Below are 16,729 nucleotides of genomic sequence, written 5' to 3'. Positions count from 1 at the left end.
TGGTCTGGCTGTCCTGCAGGTCCGTCCGTCCTGGCGGCCAGACCACGGATCACTGTACGGCGCACCTACGCTGACGTGGTGGACCGCCAGCTCGTGCCGTGGCCGGTCGGGCCGACGGACCCGGCCGGTCTCGCGGCGCTCGCCGTCGCCGTGCGCGCTGCCGTCGACGGCAGCGGTCCGGCCCTGGCGCCGGTGGCGGACACCCCTGAGGCACGTGCCGCGCTCGGGACGCTGCCGCCGCGCGTGCCCGACGCCGTGGCGCTCGTGGTGCGGACGTCCGGCTCGACGGGTGGCCCGCGGTGGGTCCTGCTCGACCGGTCAGCGCTCGTCGCGTCGGCCGAGGCGACCCACGAGCGACTCGGCGGGCCCGGCCGCTGGCTGCTCGCCCTGCCGCCCGGCCACGTCGCCGGGCTCCAGGTGCTCGTCCGCTCGGCGCTCGCCGGGACGGACGCCGTGCTCGTCGAGCCACCCGGCTCCCCTGCGGCCCTGGCCCGGGCCGTCGAGGAGGCGCGCGGCGGACGCCGGTACGCCGCGCTCGTCCCCACCCAGCTGCACCGCGTCGTGTCCCAGGCGTCCACCGGTGCCCTGCCCGCCGCGCTGGCCGCCCTGGCGCAGCTCGACGCGGTGCTCGTCGGCGGCGCCGCGGCCCCCCGCCCGCTGCTCGACGCCGCGCGCGCGCTCGGCCTGCGTGTCGTGACGACGTACGGGATGACGGAGACCTGCGGTGGCTGCGTGTACGACGGTGTCCCGCTCGACGGCGTGCGGGTCGCGGTGCACGACGGCGCCGTGCGGATCGCCGGCCCCGTGCTCGCGCGGGGGTACCTGCCGGCGCCCGAGGCCGGCCAGGACCCCTTCGTCGTGCACGACGGCGTGCGGTGGCTGAGGACCGCGGACGCGGGCGAGCTGCGCGACGGCCGGCTGACGCTGCTCGGCCGGCTCGACGACGTGCTCGTCACGGGCGGCGTCAAGGTCCGGCCCGCGGCGGTCGAGGCCGCGCTCGCCGCGGTGCCGGGCGTCGGCGAGGTGTGCGTCGTCGGTGTGCCGGACGCGGAGTGGGGTCAGGAGGTGACGGCCGTCGTCGTCCCCGCGCGGCCGCTCCGGCACGCGCAGACCGCGGGTGACGCCGTCACGCTGGTGCAGCTGCGCGAGGCGGCGAGCCGTACCCTGGGCAGCGCCGCCGCGCCCCGGCGCCTCGTCCTGGTGGACGCGCTGCCGCAGCGCGGGCCGGGCAAGGTGGACCGGTCGGCGGTCGCACGGATCGCGGCCGAGGGCCGTACCGCCCGGGACGGAGGACAGGACCACGATGGCCACAGCAGCTGAGTGGCTGGAGGGTGCGCGCCCGCGCACCCTGCCCGCCGCCGTCGCCCCGGTGCTCGTCGGGACGGGGGCCGCAGCCCAGCTGGGTGAGGCCTCGATCGGCAGGGCAGCCCTGGCCGCGGGCGTCGCCCTGGCCCTGCAGGTCGGCGTCAACTACTCCAACGACTACTCCGACGGCATCCGCGGCACGGACCTGGAGCGCACCGGCCCGCTGCGCCTCACCGGCTCCGGGGCCGCGCGCCCCGAGCAGGTGCGCACCGCCGCGTTCGCCGCCTTCGGCGTCGGCGCCCTCATCGGGCTCGGGCTCGTGGTCGTCACCGGGCACTGGTGGCTGCTCGCCGTCGGTGCCGTGGCGATCCTCGCGGCCTGGTCGTACACCGGCGGACGCTCGCCCTACGGGTACCGGGGGCTGGGTGAGGTCGGCGTCTTCGTGTTCTTCGGGCTGGTCGCCGTGCTCGGCACCACGTACACCCAGGCGGACCGGATCTCCTGGCCCGCGGCGGCAGGGGCCGTGGGCATCGGCCTGCTGGCGTGCGCGCTGCTCATGGTGAACAACGTCCGCGACGTGCCCACCGACGTGCTGGCGGGCAAGCGCACGCTCGCCGTGCGGATCGGCGAGCACCGGGCCCGCGAGCTCTACGCAGCGTTCGTCGTCGTCCCGCTGCTGCTCGGGGTGGCGTGCGCGCTCGTCGCGCCGTGGTCCCTGCTCGTGCTGCTGCTGGCGCTACCGGCCGCCCTGCTCGTCACCACGGTGCGGCTGGGCGCCCGCGGCGTGCTGCTGCGGCCCGTCCTGGCCGGCACCGCCGCGCTCGAGCTCGCCTACGGCGTCCTGCTGGGGCTCGGCCTGGCCCTGTGAGCCCGCGGGGCCGTCGACCCCGTCGGCGGCCCGCCCGGACAGACCCTGCGCCTCGGCGTCCTCGGCCGCCGCGTCGGCGTCCACCCCCGGGCTGAACCGCGTGCCGGCCGCCCTGCGGCGCTCCGCCCGCGCGGCCAGCCACAGCGCCGCGCGGTCCCGAGGGCCGGCGAGCACGACGTAGGAGATCGCCCACGCCGCGAGCGCCGCGACGACGACGAGCAGCCAGCCACCCATCCCGGCGGCCCACAGCCCGGCCATCGCGACGGCCAGGACGGCGAGGCGCAGCGCGGAGTAGACGATCAGGGGCACCCGGCCAGCCTAGGGCGCAGCGGCCGCCCGGGTGCCGGGGCCGCGACGCGCCTAGGCTGGAGGGATGGCAAAGGCCCTGATCTACGTGGTGCCCTTCGCGCTGGCCCTCTACGCGCTCATCGATCTGTCGCGCAGCGAGCCGGCCGAGCACGCCGACCTCACGCGGTGGGGCTGGGTCGCCGTCATCGTGCTGTTCCCCGTCGTGGGTCCCATCGCCTGGGTCCTCATCAGCCGCGCGCGCCGCGGCGGCCCCGGAGCGCTGCGCACGCCCCGGGCGCCGTCGAGCCCCGGCGGGCGCCCGTGGCCGGCACGTCGGCCCGGACCGCTCGCGCCAGACGACGACCCGGACTTCCTGTGGCGCCTCGAGCAGGATCGACGCCGCAAGGCCCAGGGCGAGGGGCCCGAGCCGACCAGCGAGGGCGGCCCGGGGTCCACGGACCCGACCGTCGGCGGCTGACGCCACCGGCCGCGCCTGCGCGTCGCGGCTAGCGTGGACCCGTGACGCAGTGGTGGCGCGACGCCGTGGTGTACCAGGTCTACCCGAGGTCCTTCGCCGACGCCGACGGTGACGGGCTGGGCGACCTGCGCGGGATCACCGAACGCCTCGACCACCTGGCCTGGCTGGGCGTGGACGCCCTGTGGATCAGCCCCTGCTTCGCCAGCCCCCAGGTCGACCACGGCTACGACATCAGCGACTACCGGGCGATCGATCCGCTCTTCGGCTCCCTGGCCGACATGGACGCGCTGCTCGCGGCGGCGCACGCACGCGGGATCAGGGTGACCCTCGACTTCGTGCCCAACCACACGTCGGACCAGCACGCGTGGTTCCGGGCCGCCGTCACCGCCGGGCCCGGCAGCCCCGAGCGGGCGCGATACCTCTTCCTCGACGGGCGCGGCCCGGACGGCGCGCTGCCACCGACCAACTGGCGCTCGGTGTTCGGCGGGCCCTCCTGGACCCGGGTGACCGAGCCCGACGGCACGGCCGGCCAGTGGTACTACCACCTGTTCGCGGCCGAGCAGCCGGACCTCAACTGGCGCCACCCGGCCGTGCTGGCCGAGTTCGAGCTGGTGCTGCGGTTCTGGCTGGACCGCGGGGTCGACGGCTTCCGGATCGACGTCTCGGACGCGCTCATCAAGGACGACGCCTGGCCGGACACCCCGGACGGCACCCCCGTGATCGCCAAGGACGCCTCCTCACCCGTGCACGGGGTCTACCGGGCGCTGCGCCGTGTGCTGGACGCCTATCCGGGGGATCGGATGGCCGTCGTGGAGACGGGGGCGCCCGACGACGTCGTCGCACTGTTCGTCCGTCCGGACGAGATGCACCTGGCCTTCAACTTCCGGTTCGTGCACGCGGGGTTCGACGGGCCCGGCCTGCGCGCCGCGATCGACGAGTCGCTCGCGGCGAACGCCCTGGTCGGAGCCCCCACCACCTGGGTGACCGACAACCACGACACGCCGCGGTCGGTCTCGCGGCTGGGCGCGGGAGGGGTGCTCGCCGGCGCCTACGTGCCCGGGGCCACCGCCGCGGGGACGGTCGACCTCGCCCTCGGCGCCCGGCGGGCCCGCGCCATCGCGCTCGTGCTCCTCGCGCTGCCCGGGGCCGCCTACGTCTACAACGGCCAGGAGCTCGGCCTGCCCCAGGTCGAGGACCTGCCGCACGGCGCCCTGCAGGACCCGATCTGGGAGCGGTCCGGGCGCACCTCGCGCGGCCGCGACGGGTGCCGCATCCCCGTGCCGTGGTCGGGCGAGCGCCCGCCGTACGGGTTCTCGCCCGAGGGGTCCGGCCCGACCTGGCTGCCGATGCCCGAGGGCTGGGCCGCCCTCACCGTCGAGGCCCAGCGCGCCGATCCGGGGTCGATGCTGCACCTCTACCGCGACGCCCTCGCGGCCCGCAGGGCCTCCGGCGCCCTCGGCCGGGGGCGGCTCACCTGGCCGGACGAGGCGCACGGCGGCACGGCCGGCCTGCTCGCCTTCGACCTGCACGGGGCCCGGGAGACCGTCCGCGTCGTGCTCAACCTCCTGGTTGACCCAGCACCGCTGCCGCCTGGCGAGGTGCTGCTCTCCTCCGCACCGGTGGTCGACGGGCTGCTGCCGGGCGAGTCGACAGCCTGGGTGCGGCATCCTCAACCGCCGGGTTGACCACGCTCGGTCGGAGGGCCGAGGTACTGCACGAACCAGTCCCGCGCCGCCACCGCCACTTGGCGCAGCGTCCCCGGTTCCTCGAAGAGGTGCGTCGCCCCCGGCACCACGACCAGCTCGCTGGTGCACCGCAGACGCGCCCTGGCCTGGCGGTTGAGCTCGAGCACCGCCGTGTCCCGACCGCCCACGACGAGCAGGGTCGGCGCCGTCACGGCGTCGAGCCGCGGCCATGCCAGGTCCGGCCGACCACCGCGGCTCACCACGGCGCGGACGTCCAGGCCGGCTGCCGTCGAGGCCCACAGGGCCGCCGCGGCACCCGTGCTGGCACCGAAGAGGCCCAGCGGCAACCCGGCCGTCTCGGGACGCCCCGTCACCCATCGCGCAGCGTCGGCAAGGCGCCCAGCGAGCAGCTCGATGTCGAAGACCTTCGCCCGGTCGCCCTCCTCGTCTGCCGTGAGCAGGTCGAGCAGCAGGGTGCCCAGGCCACCCTCCCCGAGCACCTCGGCGACGTACCGGTTGCGCGGGCTGAGCCGGCTGCTGCCGCTGCCGTGGGCGAAGACGACGAGGCCACCGGCACCGGACGGGACCGACAGGTGCCCGGCGAGCGCCACCGCCCCGGCCACCACGACGTCGTCGTCGCACCCTGCGGGCGTGGGTCCGGGTGACGCCGGAGCCACGGACCCGGGTCCGCCGGTCGGCGCACCCCCGGCGCCCGAGCGCCCCAGGCACGCCACGACCTGCGCGTCCGTGGTCTGCCGGAAGTCGCCGTAGAACCGGCCGATCGCCCAGAAGGGCTCCGGCGTGCTCAGCGCGACGTACTCGTCTGCGCTCCCGCCCATCTCGGCGACCCAGCCGCGCGGGGCGACGGGCACCGCGAGCACCACCCGCGCGGCGCCGAGCGCGCGAACCACCTGGCACGCCGCTCGCGCGGTGGATCCCGTGGCGACGCCGTCGTCGACCACCACGGCCGTACGGCCCGCGAGGTCGAGGGCCGGCCGCCCACCGCGGAAGGTCAGCGCGCGCCGCTCGAGCTCGGCGGCCTCGCGGCGCTCCACGGCCGCCAGCGCCGCCGCACCGACGTGCGCCGCGCCCACGAGGCGCTCGTCCAGCACCCGCACGCCGCCCTCGCCGATCGCACCCATGGCCAGCTCAGGCCTCGACGGGAGGCCCAGCTTGCGGACGAGGACCACGTCCAGCGGTGCGCCCAGGGCGTCGGCGACCTCCGCGGCGACGGGTACCCCGCCCCGCGGCAGGCCGAGCACCACCGTCCCCTGGCCCCTCAGGTGCGTCAGCCGCTCGGCGAGCCGGCGGCCGGCGTCCACCCGGTCCCGGAAGAGCACCGGACACCTCCCTCACCCCGAATCTCGCCGTCGGTTGCGCCTCGCGCCAGGGTCTTGGGTCCCTCACCGATCAGCGCATGGCGGGCGTGCAGGGTGCGGCAGGCGCGTCGTCAGCGTCACAGCCGAGCCGGCCGGCCCTTCCGCCTGGCCCGTCGGTCCGTCGGGTGCGTCGGCCCGCCCGGCCGGTCAGCCCGTCGGGTCCGTCACGACCGTGACGAACAGCGGTGAGCCGGTCGCGGTGTCCGTGAGCAGCAGGAGGAACGGCCGGTCGAAGCTGACCCGCTCGAGGGGCTCCGCGGCGGACTCCTCGATGACCACCCCGGTCGCCGCGGCCGCGACGGTGCCGGCCTCGTCGACCCGGAGCAGCGTCTTGTGCACCACGGCACTGACGGCCAGCCCCTCGCGGCCGAGCCCGGCGTAGTCGCCCTCGACGGGCAGCCCCATGCCCGCCAGCACGTCGAGCAGCTGGTGGGTCTGCTCCAGGTCGAGGCGCGGCAGGGCGACCTCGACCTCCTCCGACCCGGCGCCGGCCAGGGCCTCGACCACGGCACCGTCCACCGCGCACGGGTCGGTGCCCGGTGGCGGGAGCACCGCGAGGGCGGTGAGCGTGCCGTCCCGGTAGCCCAGCTCGACCTGCTGCCACCCGTCGGCGCTGCGGGCCCGCCCCCGGGACCCGGTCATCATGTCGACGGTGACGTCGCCGCCGGGCGCGGCGAACTGGCCGTCCGCGGTGTCGGTGAAGGGCACCGCCCAGCGCGCCTGCAGGTGCAGGGCGTTCGTGAGCACGACGACGGTGCTGGGCGCCACCGGGGCGTCGAGGAGCGGGTCGATGAGCCCGGCGGTGTCGCGCGCCACGGCCTCGTTGACCCGGTCCGTCGCCCCGGCCGGGTCCCCGGCGAAGTCGACCGACTGCACCCCGGCGTCGAAGGCTGTCGCGACGTCGTCGAGGTAGGCCGGGTCGGGCTCGATGTCGAGGTCGGTCCACACCCGGTTGCTCAGGCGCAGGCTGTCCGGTGCGTCCTCGTCGTCCAGGTCCCCGTCGTACGCCAGCCCCGCCAGCGCGGCGGTGCGCCGCTGGACGGCCGCGACGACGTCGGGCGACCACGCCGGCAGGTGGAGCAGGGCGCCCAGCGCCGTCCCCGTCTCCCCGCCCGCCGCGGGGTAGAGCAGACCCAGCGCCTGGGCCACCGACGTCGGGGAGACCAGGAGGTTCTCGCCCGGTCGACCGGCGCACACCGCGTGCAGCAGGTCGAGGCCGAAGGCTGTCTCGGCCGCCGCGACATCCGTGGCGTCCAGGGCTCCGAGGCTCACCTCCCGGACCTCACCGCGGTGCTCGACCGGTGCCGCGGTGTCGGCGCCGCAGGCGGCGAGCGCCAGCACCGCGAGACCCACGGCGGCGGGTGCGGCCCGCCCACGACGTGACATCGCCGGCCCGCTCAACCGCCGAGGAGCCCGCCCAGACCGCCGTGCCCACCGGGGGACGGTGCGGCCTGGGCCCCGCCCTGGATGACGGACTCGGCCGGCTGGACGACGACGTGCCCCTGGCCGCCGAACGCCATCTGGAGCGTCTCGCCGGTACCGCCGCGCAGCATCGACGCGAGGCCACCCGTGTCCACACGCACGTCCATCGTCACCCCGGCCGTCCAGAGCACGACGGCGTGCGCGTCGGCGAACGTCGGCGACGCCCCGACGTCGAGCGCCACCGGCTCGCCCGAGGTGGTCACCGCGACGTACCCCGTGCCGCGCAGGCCCACGTTGTAGCGGCCGCCGGTCATTGCGGCGCCACGGGCCGCGATCCTGTGGATGTCCCACGCGATCGAGGACGAGAACGCCAGCACGTTGGCCCCGTTGACGGACAGCGCGTCGTTGTCGAGGTAGAGCACCTGGACGTCGGCCGCGCGGTCGGCGACGAACAGCTCGCCGTCGCCCGTGCACTCCATCATGTCCACGCCCTCACCGGTCATGGCCGACTTCACCATGGCGCTCAGGCCGCCGGAGCCCTTCTTGGCGAACCGCACGTCGCCCTGGTAGGCGACCATCGACCCCGTCCTGGCCCAGACCGGGCCGTAGCGCATCTGGATCTTGAGCATCTTCTTGCCCTGCAGGGCGAAGGGGTCCGCCGAGGCGCTCTCCTGGAACTGGGTGAACAGCGATCCGTAGACGGTCATGGCTGGCATCCCTCCGACGTCGTCGTCGCCGCGGTGCGCGGCAGGGCCCTGGTGCCTCTGACTCTATCCGCGCAGCCGTCCGCTGCGTAGGCTGTTCAGCGGGTCTTCGCGCAGGTCACCGCACGGATCGGGAGGTCGGAGATGGGATTCCTCGACAAGGCCAAGGCCGCGGCGAGCGACCTGGCGGCGAAGGCCGACACGGCGCTGGCGAGCTCCGGGGTCAACGTCCCGGGTGGCGGTGACGCCGACCGGTACTTCCACGACCTCGGCGTGCTCGCCTACCTCGAGCTCACGGGCCGCGCACCGTCCCCCGAGGACCACGAGCGCGTCACGGTGGCGCTGCGCGAGATGGAGCAGCGCGGCGCCATCCGCTCGTTCGCCCTCAAGACGGCGACCCCACCGCCACCGCCACCGCCCGGGATGGCAGCTGCCGCCCCGCCGCCGGGGGCCGTGGCCCCGCCGCCGCCAGCCGGCGCGCCGGCACCGCCGCCCGCGCCGGCGCCAGCACCCGCGACCCCACCGCCGCCGGCGCCTCCGGTGGCGGCTCCCCCGCCGCCGTCGTGGGCGTCCGGACCCGCCGACGTCTGAGCCGGGTCAGAGCCCGCTCGTCACCGCGAAGCGCTGTCCCACGGCGATCGGCGTCGCCCACACGGCCGGGCGGTTGCGGCCGCCCGTCTTCGCCGCGCACAGCGCGGCGTCCGCTCGGCGCAGCAGGAGGTCCGCGGCCTCGTGGTCGGTGGTGAGCGCGCTGATGCCGGCGCTCGTCGACGGCGTGACCGTCGCAGCCGTGCGGGCCGACCACAGCGCCTGGGCCACCCGCGTGGTGTACGCCAGCGCCTCCTCGGTCCCCGCCCCGGGCAGTGCGACGGCGAACTCCTCCCCGCCGAGGCGTGCGACGAGGTCGCCCTCGCGCGAGGCCGCGCGCAGGATCCCGCCGAGCTGGGCCAGCACCTCGTCCCCGACGTGGTGGCCGTGCTGGTCGTTGATCCGCTTGAAGTGGTCCAGGTCGAGCATGACGATGCTCAGGGGTCGCTGGCGGTCGGCCGCGTCCGCGAGCAGCGCCTCGAAGCGCGGGTGGAACGCCCTGCGGTTGAGCAGGCCGGTGAGCGGGTCGGTGTCGGCCGCGGCGGCGAGGTCGGCGCGCAGCCGGGCCTGCTGACGCGTGAGCAGGCCGACGAGCGCGGCCACGAGGCCGACGGTCGTCACGGTCGCGATGAACGCGTCGACCACCGGCTCGGCGGTGGGGTTGACCGCGAGCGCGAGGCCCAGGGTCGCGACCATCCAGACGAACGTCGCGACGAGCACGGGGGTCGAGCTGAACCAGGCCATGAGCGCCACGGGCCACAGCAGGTAGACGGGTGACATGCCCGGCGGCTCGGCACCCGCGATGATCACGCCCGTCAGCGCGATGCCCCAGACGCCGGAGAGCTCGAACAGCCGCGTGGACGGTCGGGGAACCAGCAGCAACGTCACGGCCGAGAACGCGAAGAGCAGCGCCACCCCGCCCTGGACGAGCACGACGCGGGCGGACTGCGGGGTCGTGGCGAGCGTGACCGCTGACACCACGGCGCCCCCCACGAACATGCCGACGACGATCCGCCGGACCAGCTCCCGCTCGGCGAGGCTCAGCTCGCGCCTGTCGACGGCCATCGTCATGCGCCCGCGACGTCGAGGCACGGCGACGCGCCCCAGCCGGCGGGGAGGTCCGCAGCCTGGGGACCGACGGGCAGCGCGCGGATCCTCACCCCTCTTTCGTCGGCAGATTCGGCCGCGGCATGAGCCCGTGGTACCACGCCACGAGCGCTTCACCCGGGTCACCGAGGCGACGGCGCAGGTCGGAGCGCTGCACCTGCACGGGGCGCAGGCTGACCCAGCTCGGCCGCGTGAGCCCCGGCATGCCGTCGGGGATCCGCACGTGGTCGCGGCGCGCGCTCTTGTCCTGCGAGGTGAGGCGGGCGACCGTGCACGCGGGGTGGCCGACCCCCAGCACCAGCACGGGTCGGTCCTTGCCGCCCGGCCGGTCCTCGAAGGGCACCCACGCGAACCAGAGCTCGCCCACGGCCGGCGTCCTCGTCTGCGGGCGGACACGAGGGCGCCGCCGTGGCCTTGCCCTCGACCGTCGGCCCAGCACCAGCACGACGGCGACGGCGACCAGCACCGGCCAGGGCAGGTCGACCGCCGAGGCGGCGCTGCCGACCGGCCCGACGACGCCCTGCATCATCGTGCGCACCATCGCCCTGGTCCCCCTGCTCCGCCCGTCCCGACCCGACGACCCTAGGGCCCCGTGGCGCGGCGGTGCGGGACCTGCGCCGCTCGGAATGGTTGAGAGTTCAATCATGTTGTGAGAGCATCCGACCAGGAGGTGCCCCGTGCCCGCTGTCACCGCAGACCCGTTGACCGTCCCGAGCCTGTCCACCGCCCCCGCCGGGGCGACCGCGCGCACCGTGCTCTCGCGCACCCGCGCACCGTCGGGCAACGAGGGCGAGGGGTTCCCCGTCCGCCGCGCGTTCGCCGGGATCGACACGCGCCTGCTCGACCCGTTCATCCACATGGACCAGATGGGCGAGGTCGAGTACGCGCCGGGCGAGCCCAAGGGCACGCCGTGGCACCCGCACCGCGGCTTCGAGACCTTCACCTACATCATCGACGGCGAGTTCGTGCACCAGGACTCCCACGGCGGCGGCGGGTCGATCGCCGACGGCGCGACGCAGTACATGACCGCGGGCTCGGGCGTCATGCACATCGAGACCCCGCCCGAGCACCTGGTGATGTCCGGCGGCCTGTTCCACGGGGTGCAGCTGTGGATCAACCTGCCGCGCGCCCAGAAGTGGGTCGAGCCCGCCTACCAGGACCTGTCCCCCGCCGACGTCGTACTGCTCTCGTCCGCCGACGGCGGCGCGCTGGTGCGGCTGCTCGCCGGCCATCTCGACGGGCACACGGGCCCCGGCGTCTCCCGCACCCCGGTCACGGTGCTGCACCTCACGCTCGCCCCGGGGGCGAGCACGACCATCCCGTGGCCGGCCGACTTCAACGCCCTGGCGTACACGCTGGCTGGCTCCGGCCGCGTGGGACCCGATGGCGTCCCGGTGAGCACCGGGGACATGGCGGTCTTCTCCCCGGGCGGCGACACCCTGACCTTCCACGGGGCGCCGGCCCAGGACTCGCGCACGCCCACGTGGGAGGTCTTCGTGCTCGGCGGGCTGCCCATCCGCGAGCCCGTGGTCGCCTACGGCCCGTTCGTCATGAACACCCGGGCCGAGATCCTCCAGGCGCTCGAGGACTTCCAGGGCGGGCGCTTCGCCGCGATCCCGCCGGGGGCGATCCAGCCGTTCCACGTCTCGCCCTGAACCCTCGTGGGTGCGGGCCGAGGCGCCATCCGGGGCGATCCATCCACCGGGTCCCCGGCGCGCGGGCCGTGCGTGTGACACGGTGGGGGTGTGGGCACGTACCGCCTGGAGATCCATCGGGAGGGCGTCCGCCTCGTGACGCCCGACGACCTCGCGGTGCCCGAACCCGCCCCGACGGAGCCGTTCCACGCGTGGTTCCTCACCGCGGTGCAGCGCGGCAACCGGTACACGGACCTGCGCACCTGGACCGAGGGCAACGCGGTGCGCCCGCTCGTGCACGGGCGGCCCTACTTCGCCGCGCTGGCCGAGGCGGTTGACGGCACCCGGGCCGGGGACCTGGTGATGCTCGCAGGCTGGCGGGTGGACCCCGACGAGCTGGTCCGCGACGACGGCACCACCGTCGCCACGTTGCTCGCGCGGGCCGCGCGGCGCGGTGTCGACGTGCGCGGGCTGGTCTGGCGGTCGCAGCTCGACCGGATGCGGTTCGCCCGGCGGCAGAACCGGCGCTTCTCCGAGGTGGTCAACGCGGCGGGCGGCAGGGTGCTGCTGGACCACCGCGTCCGGCCCTTCGGCAGCCACCACCAGAAGTTCGTCGTGCTGCGCCACCCGGGCCGCCCGGAGCTGGACGTGGCCTTCCTCGGCGGCATCGACGTCGCCCACAGCCGGCGCGACGACGCCGACCACCACGGCGACCCGCAGCACATGCCGTTCGCGACGTGGTACGGCGGCGAGGCCGCGTGGCACGACGTGCAGATCGCGGTGCGCGGACCCGCGGTGCGTGACGTCGAAGAGGTGTTCCGCGAGCGCTGGGCCGACCCTGCCTCGTTGACCCGAGGGCCGTGGCGCCTCATCCAGCACCGGCTGGACGGGCCAGAGCGCGGCGCGGACCCGCTGCCGGACCCGCTGCCGGACCCTGCCGCCACGGGGACCTGCGCCGTCCAGCTGCTGCGCACCTACCCCAACCGCCGGCCGGGCTACCCGTTCGCACCCTTCGGCGAGCGGAGCATCGCCCGCGGCTACGCCAAGGCGTTGGGCCGGGCGCAGCGCCTCGTGTACCTCGAGGACCAGTACCTCTGGTCGACGAGCATCGCGCGCGTGTTCGCCCAGGCCCTGCGCCGCTCGCCCGGGCTGCACCTCGTCGTCGTCGTACCGCGGTTCCCCGACCAGGCCGCCGAGCAGACGTTCCCCGTCGCCCTGCACGGGCACACGCAGGCGCTCGACATCGTGCGCGAGGCGGGCGGCGACCGCGTGCTCATCTGCGACCTGGAGAGCCCCGCGGGGCTGCCCGTGTACGTGCACTCCAAGGTCTGCGTCGTCGACGACGTGTGGGCGACGGTCGGCAGCGACAACTTCAACCGGCGGTCCTGGACGCACGACTCCGAGCTCACGGCTGCCGTCGTGGACTCCCGGCGCGACCCCCGCGAGCCCCGGGACCCCGCCGGGCTGGGCGACGGTGCGCGGACGTTCGCGCGGGACCTGCGCCTGGAGCTGTGGCGCGAGCACCTCGAGCTGCCCGACGACGACGCCCTGCTCGACGTCGACACGGCCGTCGCGACGCTGCGCGGCAGCGTCGCCGAGCTCGACGCCTGGTACGCCGGCGGGTGCGGGGGCCCGCGCCCGGCCGGGCGGCTGCGCACGCACGTCATGGCCGTCCCGACGCCGTGGCAGCGGCGCCTCGCGGCACCGGCCTACCGGACCATGGTCGACCCAGACGGCCGCCCGCCGCGGATGAAGGTGCGCGGGCACCACTGAGGGGTCGGTCACGCGGCCGACCGCTGCACCCGCCGTGGGCTCAGGGGTCGGCGATCCGCTCAGGCCCGAACCGCGCGCCGAGGTCCGCCTGGACCCGGACGTGGCGCTCGAGGAACGCGCGCTCGTCGAGGCGCTTGCGTCGCAGCCAGCCGGTGACCTCGTCGTTGCACTTGCTCGCGTTGCACGATGCGCACGCGGGGGCGATGTTGTCGAGCGTGTAGCGTCCGCCACGGGAGATCGGCAGGACGCAGTCGCGCTGCAGCGGAACACCGGCGGCGCCGCAGTAGGCGCAGCCACCCCACGCCGCCGTCAGCGCGTCCCACTGCTCGGCGCTGAGGTCGTGGTCGACGGCGGCCATCCGACGCGCGCGCCGACGCGCGTACCGGGCCGCGCGGGTCCGGGGTGCTGCCATGGGCGCAGGGTACGCGCCGCCGGACCGGACGGGCCCTCGGCTCACGACAGCTGACCGTCGGCGGCCGACACCTCCGCGAGGCGGCGCAGCAGGTGGCCTCGCTCGGCATCCGTCTGCGCCGCCGCGACGGCACGCTCGTACGCGGCGACCGCCTCGACCAGCCGGCCGGCACGGCGGAGCAGGTCGGCCTCGGCGGCGGGAACGGCCGCGAGGCCGTCGACCGCTCCGCTCGCGACGAGTCCCCGCAGGTCAGCGAGGCCGACGTCGGGGCCCTCCGCCATCCCGACCGCGACCGCGCGGGCCAGGCGGGCGTGCGGCGACGGCGCGACGACGAGCAGCCGGTCGTACAGGTGCACCACCGTCACCCACGGCGTGAGCCGCGCGGCCGACGCCGTGCTGTGGCATGCCGCGATCTCGGCCTGCAGCAGGTAGGGGGCATCGGCCGCGGCCAGCCCCTGCGCCGTCCGCAGGGCGCGCACGCCCTCGTCGATCGCCCCCCGGTCCCAGCGGTCGCGGTCCTGCTCGTCCAGCGGCACGAGCGATCCGCCGTGGCCGACGCGGGCCGGCCGTCGCGCGTCGTGCAGCAGCATGAGGGCCAGTGCCGCGTGCACCTCCGGCTCGCCGGGCAGGAGGTCGGCGAGCAGCCGGCCGAGGCGGATCGCCTCAGCGCACAGGTCGGTGCGGACCGGCGAGGCGCCGGACGTGGCCGCGTACCCCTCGGTGAACACGAGGTACACCACGGCCAGGACGGCGGCGAGCCGGGGCGCCAGCTGATGCGCCTGCGGGACGCGGTAGGGGATGCGGGCGTGCGCGATCGTGCCTCGGGTCCGGACCAGCCGCTTGGCCATCGCCGGCTCCGAGGTGCGGAAGGCCCGCGCGATCTCCCCGACGGTCAGACCGCAGACCGTGCGCAGGGTCAGGGCCACCTGGGCGTCGACGGGCAACGCCGGGTGGCAGCAGGTGAAGACCAGGCGCAACCTGTCGTCCGGCAGGACGTCGTCGTCGGCCGGGCCCTCCGGCCCGTCGTCCGGTGCGAGCCGGTCGGCGAGGGCCGCCAGCTCGGCCACCCGGCGCTGCTCGACCGCCCGGCGCCGCAGCCGGTCGCGGGCGCGGTTGCGGGCCACGGTGGTGAGCCAGGCGCCCGGCCGCTGCGGCACGCCGTCGTCGGCCCAGCGGACGTGGGCCGCAGCGAACGCCTCCTGCGCGCAGTCCTCCGCCAGCGACCAGTCACCGGTGAGCCGGATGAGGGTCGCGACGACGCCGGCCCACTCCTCGGCGAAGGCGCGCCGGACCGCCTCCCCGGACGCTCCGTCGCTCGTCGCCCAGGGCGCTCCCGCCTCAGCGCCCGCGCGCCCGGCGTCGGCGGCGTCGTCGTCCGGCGCGGCGCCCGTGCTCACATGGGCCACAGCGGGCGGATCTCGATGGCACCGTGCCGCGCGGCGGGGTGCGAGCCGGCGACCTCGATCGCCTCGTCGAGGTCGGCCGCGGCGATGAGGTTGTACCCCCCGACCTGCTCGGCCAGCTCGGCGAAGGGTCCGTGGGTGATGAGGGTGCGGTCGTCGCGCACCCGCACCGTGATCGCCTCCTCGGCCGGGCGCAGCGGCTCACCACCCCGGTCGATGTCGCGTCGGCCCATCTCGGCGACCCAGTCCGGCGTGGTCCCGTCGACGGCCGCACCCTCGGCGGCGCTACCCGGCTGCGGGGCGGACGGGACCGAGGCCATGAGCAGCAGGTAGCTCGCCGCACCGTCGAACGGCTCCTCCTCGGGCGTGGGTGCCCCCGGGTCCTCGACCGGGACCCACGCGCCGTCGTGCCCCTCGTGCGGCCACAGCGCGCGCAGCTCGAGCGCCCCGAACCGGGCGACCGGGTGACCGGCGGCCACCGCGACGGCTTCCTCTTGGCTCGCCACCTCGAGCAGGTCGAAGCCGACGATCTGCTCGGCGACCTCGGCGAACGGTCCGTGGGTCACCGCCGGGACCCCGTGCCACGCGGTCACCGTCGTCGCGTCGTCCGCGGGGCGCAGCCGCTCGCCCCCGAGGTGCTGCCCGCGCCGGACCGCCTCGTCGTACCAGGGGCGGGGGTCGGTGTCTTCTGGCCCCGGGTCGGCGTCCTCTGGCACCCGGACCAGCATGAGGTAGCGCATCGTGGTTCCTTCCGCGTGGTGGACCGGTGCTCCCGGCTGACCTGTCGACGCACGGGGACGGCCGGCGAGGACATCTCACGCGATGTCCTGCCCCCGGCCGTCCGTGCGTCGAACGGGTGGGCCGCACGGTGCGGCACCCGTCCACGGTGACGGTGATCGTCTGGAGCTCCCATGATGGACCAGTCCGCCCTGCTCGCGCTGCTGGCCCCCGCCGTGACCGCGCACGAGGCCACGTCCGCCGGGGCCGAGGCGCCGGTGGAGCCGGCCGGCGGCCGGCGGACGGCGGCCGGCGCTGCGAGGACGGCGGGGCTGCGGGCCCGGCTGGTGCGGCTGGCGCAGCGGGCGCGGCTGGTGCGGCGGGCGCGGCTGCGGCGAAGGCGGTGCTCGTGGCGGTCGTGGCGGGCGGGCGTAGGGTCGGCGCCATGAGCCTGCTCGTCGTGCACGTGGACATCGTCGTGGCGGCCGACCAGGTCGAGCACTTCCTCGCCGCGACCGAGGCCAACGCGACCGCGAGCCGCTCGGAGCCGGGGGTCGTGCGGTTCGACGTCCTGACCGACCGCGCCGACGCGTCGCACGTGGTCCTCGTGGAGATCTACCTCGACGAGGACGCGGCGGCCGCGCACAAGCAGACCGCGCACTACGCCACCTGGCGTGACGCCGTCGCCCCGATGATGGCCCGCCCGCGCACGGCAGTGCGGTACGCGAACGTCTCGCCGGGGGACGAGGGGTTCGCGGGGCGGTAGCGCAGGGCGACTCGCGACGTCCGGCACTCGCCCCTCAGCGGCGCCTCGCCCGCGTACCCTGACTCCGCGGGCGTGGGCGGTCACGAGGCCTCCCTCGGGTGGGCCCTCGTCGGGGTCGCCCAGGTCCGGGCCTCTAGCTCAATGGCAGAGCTGCGGACTTTTAATCCGTAGGTTGTGGGTTCGAGTCCCACGGGGCCCAC

Annotated in this window: 17 protein-coding genes, 1 tRNA gene and 1 pseudogene; 10 read left to right on the top strand and 9 right to left on the bottom strand. The window is 76.0% G+C overall.

Features of this window, described 5'->3' with window-relative positions; translation table 11 throughout:
- Window positions 1–78 precede the first annotated feature (78 nt).
- Together menE and PKY62_RS02200 are read left to right on the top strand one after the other, a co-directional pair.
- Window positions 79–1,320: an o-succinylbenzoate--CoA ligase gene (gene menE / locus PKY62_RS02205; RefSeq protein WP_324534404.1), complete on the top strand. Its 1,242-nt coding sequence runs from the start codon at window positions 79–81 to the stop codon at window positions 1,318–1,320.
- A complete protein-coding gene (locus PKY62_RS02200; RefSeq protein ID WP_324534402.1) occupies window positions 1,304–2,173 on the top strand; it encodes a 1,4-dihydroxy-2-naphthoate polyprenyltransferase in 870 nt (289 codons plus the stop codon). Before menE ends, PKY62_RS02200 begins: the two co-directional genes overlap by 17 nt.
- A gap of 126 nt (window positions 2,174–2,299) precedes the next feature.
- On the opposite strand, the pseudogene PKY62_RS02195 reads toward PKY62_RS02200, so the two are convergent.
- Window positions 2,300–2,482, bottom strand: a pseudogene (locus PKY62_RS02195) (DUF4229 domain-containing protein); the annotation flags it as partial.
- Between the two features lie 64 nt (window positions 2,483–2,546).
- On the opposite strand from PKY62_RS02195, the gene PKY62_RS02190 reads away from it, so the two are divergent.
- Entirely contained in the window at window positions 2,547–2,939 is a 393-nt protein-coding gene (locus tag PKY62_RS02190; RefSeq protein ID WP_324534400.1) for a PLD nuclease N-terminal domain-containing protein, read from the top strand.
- Window positions 2,940–2,980: 41 nt separating this feature from the next.
- The gene (locus PKY62_RS02185) at window positions 2,981–4,624 is read left to right on the top strand and encodes a glycoside hydrolase family 13 protein (protein ID WP_324534398.1); all 1,644 of its coding nucleotides are present in this window, start codon (window positions 2,981–2,983) and stop codon (window positions 4,622–4,624) included.
- On the opposite strand, the gene PKY62_RS02180 is transcribed toward PKY62_RS02185, so the two are convergent.
- From PKY62_RS02180 to PKY62_RS02170, 3 genes are all read right to left on the bottom strand, one after another.
- Complete coding sequence (locus tag PKY62_RS02180) at window positions 4,609–5,964, bottom strand: phosphoribosyltransferase family protein (RefSeq protein ID WP_324534396.1); 1,356 nt, start codon at window positions 5,962–5,964, stop codon at window positions 4,609–4,611. The genes PKY62_RS02185 and PKY62_RS02180 overlap by 16 nt on opposite strands.
- Before the next feature lie 186 nt (window positions 5,965–6,150).
- Window positions 6,151–7,389 carry a serpin family protein gene (locus PKY62_RS02175; protein ID WP_324534394.1) on the bottom strand — a complete coding sequence of 413 codons (1,239 nt, stop codon included), beginning with the start codon at window positions 7,387–7,389 and terminating at the stop codon, window positions 6,151–6,153.
- A gap of 11 nt (window positions 7,390–7,400) precedes the next feature.
- The gene (locus tag PKY62_RS02170; protein WP_324534392.1) at window positions 7,401–8,132 is read right to left on the bottom strand and encodes an AIM24 family protein; all 732 of its coding nucleotides are present in this window, start codon (window positions 8,130–8,132) and stop codon (window positions 7,401–7,403) included.
- A 141-nt stretch (window positions 8,133–8,273) separates the two neighbouring features.
- On the opposite strand from PKY62_RS02170, the gene PKY62_RS02165 reads away from it, so the two are divergent.
- Entirely contained in the window at window positions 8,274–8,720 is a 447-nt protein-coding gene (locus PKY62_RS02165) for a hypothetical protein (protein WP_324534390.1), read from the top strand.
- 6 nt (window positions 8,721–8,726) lie between these two features.
- Here the strand turns inward: PKY62_RS02165 and PKY62_RS02160 are convergent, their stop codons facing one another.
- Window positions 8,727–9,788 carry a GGDEF domain-containing protein gene (locus tag PKY62_RS02160; protein ID WP_324534389.1) on the bottom strand — a complete coding sequence of 354 codons (1,062 nt, stop codon included), beginning with the start codon at window positions 9,786–9,788 and terminating at the stop codon, window positions 8,727–8,729.
- An 85-nt stretch (window positions 9,789–9,873) separates the two neighbouring features.
- Window positions 9,874–10,353 (bottom strand): type II toxin-antitoxin system PemK/MazF family toxin, encoded by a 480-nt coding sequence (locus tag PKY62_RS02155; RefSeq protein WP_324534386.1) that lies wholly within the window; start codon window positions 10,351–10,353, stop codon window positions 9,874–9,876.
- Window positions 10,354–10,501: 148 nt separating this feature from the next.
- Between PKY62_RS02155 and PKY62_RS02150 the strand changes: the two genes are divergently transcribed.
- Together PKY62_RS02150 and PKY62_RS02145 are read left to right on the top strand one after the other, a co-directional pair.
- Window positions 10,502–11,479 (top strand): pirin family protein, encoded by a 978-nt coding sequence (locus PKY62_RS02150; protein ID WP_324534384.1) that lies wholly within the window; start codon window positions 10,502–10,504, stop codon window positions 11,477–11,479.
- 90 nt (window positions 11,480–11,569) lie between these two features.
- Complete coding sequence (locus PKY62_RS02145; protein WP_324534382.1) at window positions 11,570–13,231, top strand: phospholipase D-like domain-containing protein; 1,662 nt, start codon at window positions 11,570–11,572, stop codon at window positions 13,229–13,231.
- Window positions 13,232–13,271: 40 nt separating this feature from the next.
- Here the strand turns inward: PKY62_RS02145 and PKY62_RS02140 are convergent, their stop codons facing one another.
- The 3 genes from PKY62_RS02140 to PKY62_RS02130 are packed head-to-tail and all read right to left on the bottom strand — an operon-like array spanning window position 13,272 to window position 15,786.
- Window positions 13,272–13,643, bottom strand: a complete 372-nt coding sequence (locus tag PKY62_RS02140) for an HNH endonuclease (protein WP_324534380.1) — start codon at window positions 13,641–13,643, stop codon at window positions 13,272–13,274.
- 41 nt (window positions 13,644–13,684) lie between these two features.
- Complete coding sequence (locus PKY62_RS02135) at window positions 13,685–15,049, bottom strand: RNA polymerase sigma factor (protein WP_324534378.1); 1,365 nt, start codon at window positions 15,047–15,049, stop codon at window positions 13,685–13,687.
- Complete coding sequence (locus PKY62_RS02130) at window positions 15,037–15,786, bottom strand: YciI family protein (protein ID WP_324534376.1); 750 nt, start codon at window positions 15,784–15,786, stop codon at window positions 15,037–15,039. Before PKY62_RS02130 ends, PKY62_RS02135 begins: the two co-directional genes overlap by 13 nt.
- A gap of 171 nt (window positions 15,787–15,957) precedes the next feature.
- Here PKY62_RS02130 and PKY62_RS02125 point away from each other — a divergent pair, with 171 nt between their 5' ends.
- The 3 genes from PKY62_RS02125 to PKY62_RS02115 all read left to right on the top strand — a co-directional run bounded on the left by PKY62_RS02125 (window position 15,958) and on the right by PKY62_RS02115 (window position 16,728).
- Window positions 15,958–16,212, top strand: a complete 255-nt coding sequence (locus PKY62_RS02125; RefSeq protein ID WP_324534374.1) for a hypothetical protein — start codon at window positions 15,958–15,960, stop codon at window positions 16,210–16,212.
- Window positions 16,209–16,529 (top strand): putative quinol monooxygenase, encoded by a 321-nt coding sequence (locus PKY62_RS02120; protein ID WP_324534372.1) that lies wholly within the window; start codon window positions 16,209–16,211, stop codon window positions 16,527–16,529. Before PKY62_RS02125 ends, PKY62_RS02120 begins: the two co-directional genes overlap by 4 nt.
- A 127-nt stretch (window positions 16,530–16,656) precedes the next feature.
- Window positions 16,657–16,728: transfer RNA gene (locus PKY62_RS02115), tRNA-Lys, on the top strand.
- Window position 16,729 lies beyond the last annotated feature (1 nt).

The organism is Actinotalea sp., assembly GCF_035443605.1.
Classification (GTDB): Bacteria; Actinomycetota; Actinomycetes; order Actinomycetales; family Cellulomonadaceae; genus Actinotalea.
This window is presented reverse-complemented; position numbering and strand designations above follow the sequence as displayed.

What these genes read in the sequence shown, in the direction of transcription:
- PKY62_RS02200 (WP_324534402.1), top strand. Translation starts at nt 1,304, where the DNA reads ATGGCCACAGCAGCTGAGTGGCTGGAGGGTGCGCGCCCGCGCACCCTG.
- PKY62_RS02190 (WP_324534400.1), top strand. Translation starts at nt 2,547, where the DNA reads ATGGCAAAGGCCCTGATCTACGTGGTGCCCTTCGCGCTGGCCCTCTAC.
- PKY62_RS02175 (WP_324534394.1), bottom strand. Translation starts at nt 7,389, where the DNA reads ATGTCACGTCGTGGGCGGGCCGCACCCGCCGCCGTGGGTCTCGCGGTG.
- PKY62_RS02170 (WP_324534392.1), bottom strand. Translation starts at nt 8,132, where the DNA reads ATGACCGTCTACGGATCGCTGTTCACCCAGTTCCAGGAGAGCGCCTCG.
- PKY62_RS02165 (WP_324534390.1), top strand. Translation starts at nt 8,274, where the DNA reads ATGGGATTCCTCGACAAGGCCAAGGCCGCGGCGAGCGACCTGGCGGCG.
- PKY62_RS02160 (WP_324534389.1), bottom strand. Translation starts at nt 9,788, where the DNA reads ATGACGATGGCCGTCGACAGGCGCGAGCTGAGCCTCGCCGAGCGGGAG.
- PKY62_RS02155 (WP_324534386.1), bottom strand. Translation starts at nt 10,353, where the DNA reads ATGATGCAGGGCGTCGTCGGGCCGGTCGGCAGCGCCGCCTCGGCGGTC.
- PKY62_RS02140 (WP_324534380.1), bottom strand. Translation starts at nt 13,643, where the DNA reads ATGGCAGCACCCCGGACCCGCGCGGCCCGGTACGCGCGTCGGCGCGCG.
- PKY62_RS02130 (WP_324534376.1), bottom strand. Translation starts at nt 15,786, where the DNA reads ATGCGCTACCTCATGCTGGTCCGGGTGCCAGAGGACGCCGACCCGGGG.
- PKY62_RS02125 (WP_324534374.1), top strand. Translation starts at nt 15,958, where the DNA reads ATGATGGACCAGTCCGCCCTGCTCGCGCTGCTGGCCCCCGCCGTGACC.
- PKY62_RS02120 (WP_324534372.1), top strand. Translation starts at nt 16,209, where the DNA reads ATGAGCCTGCTCGTCGTGCACGTGGACATCGTCGTGGCGGCCGACCAG.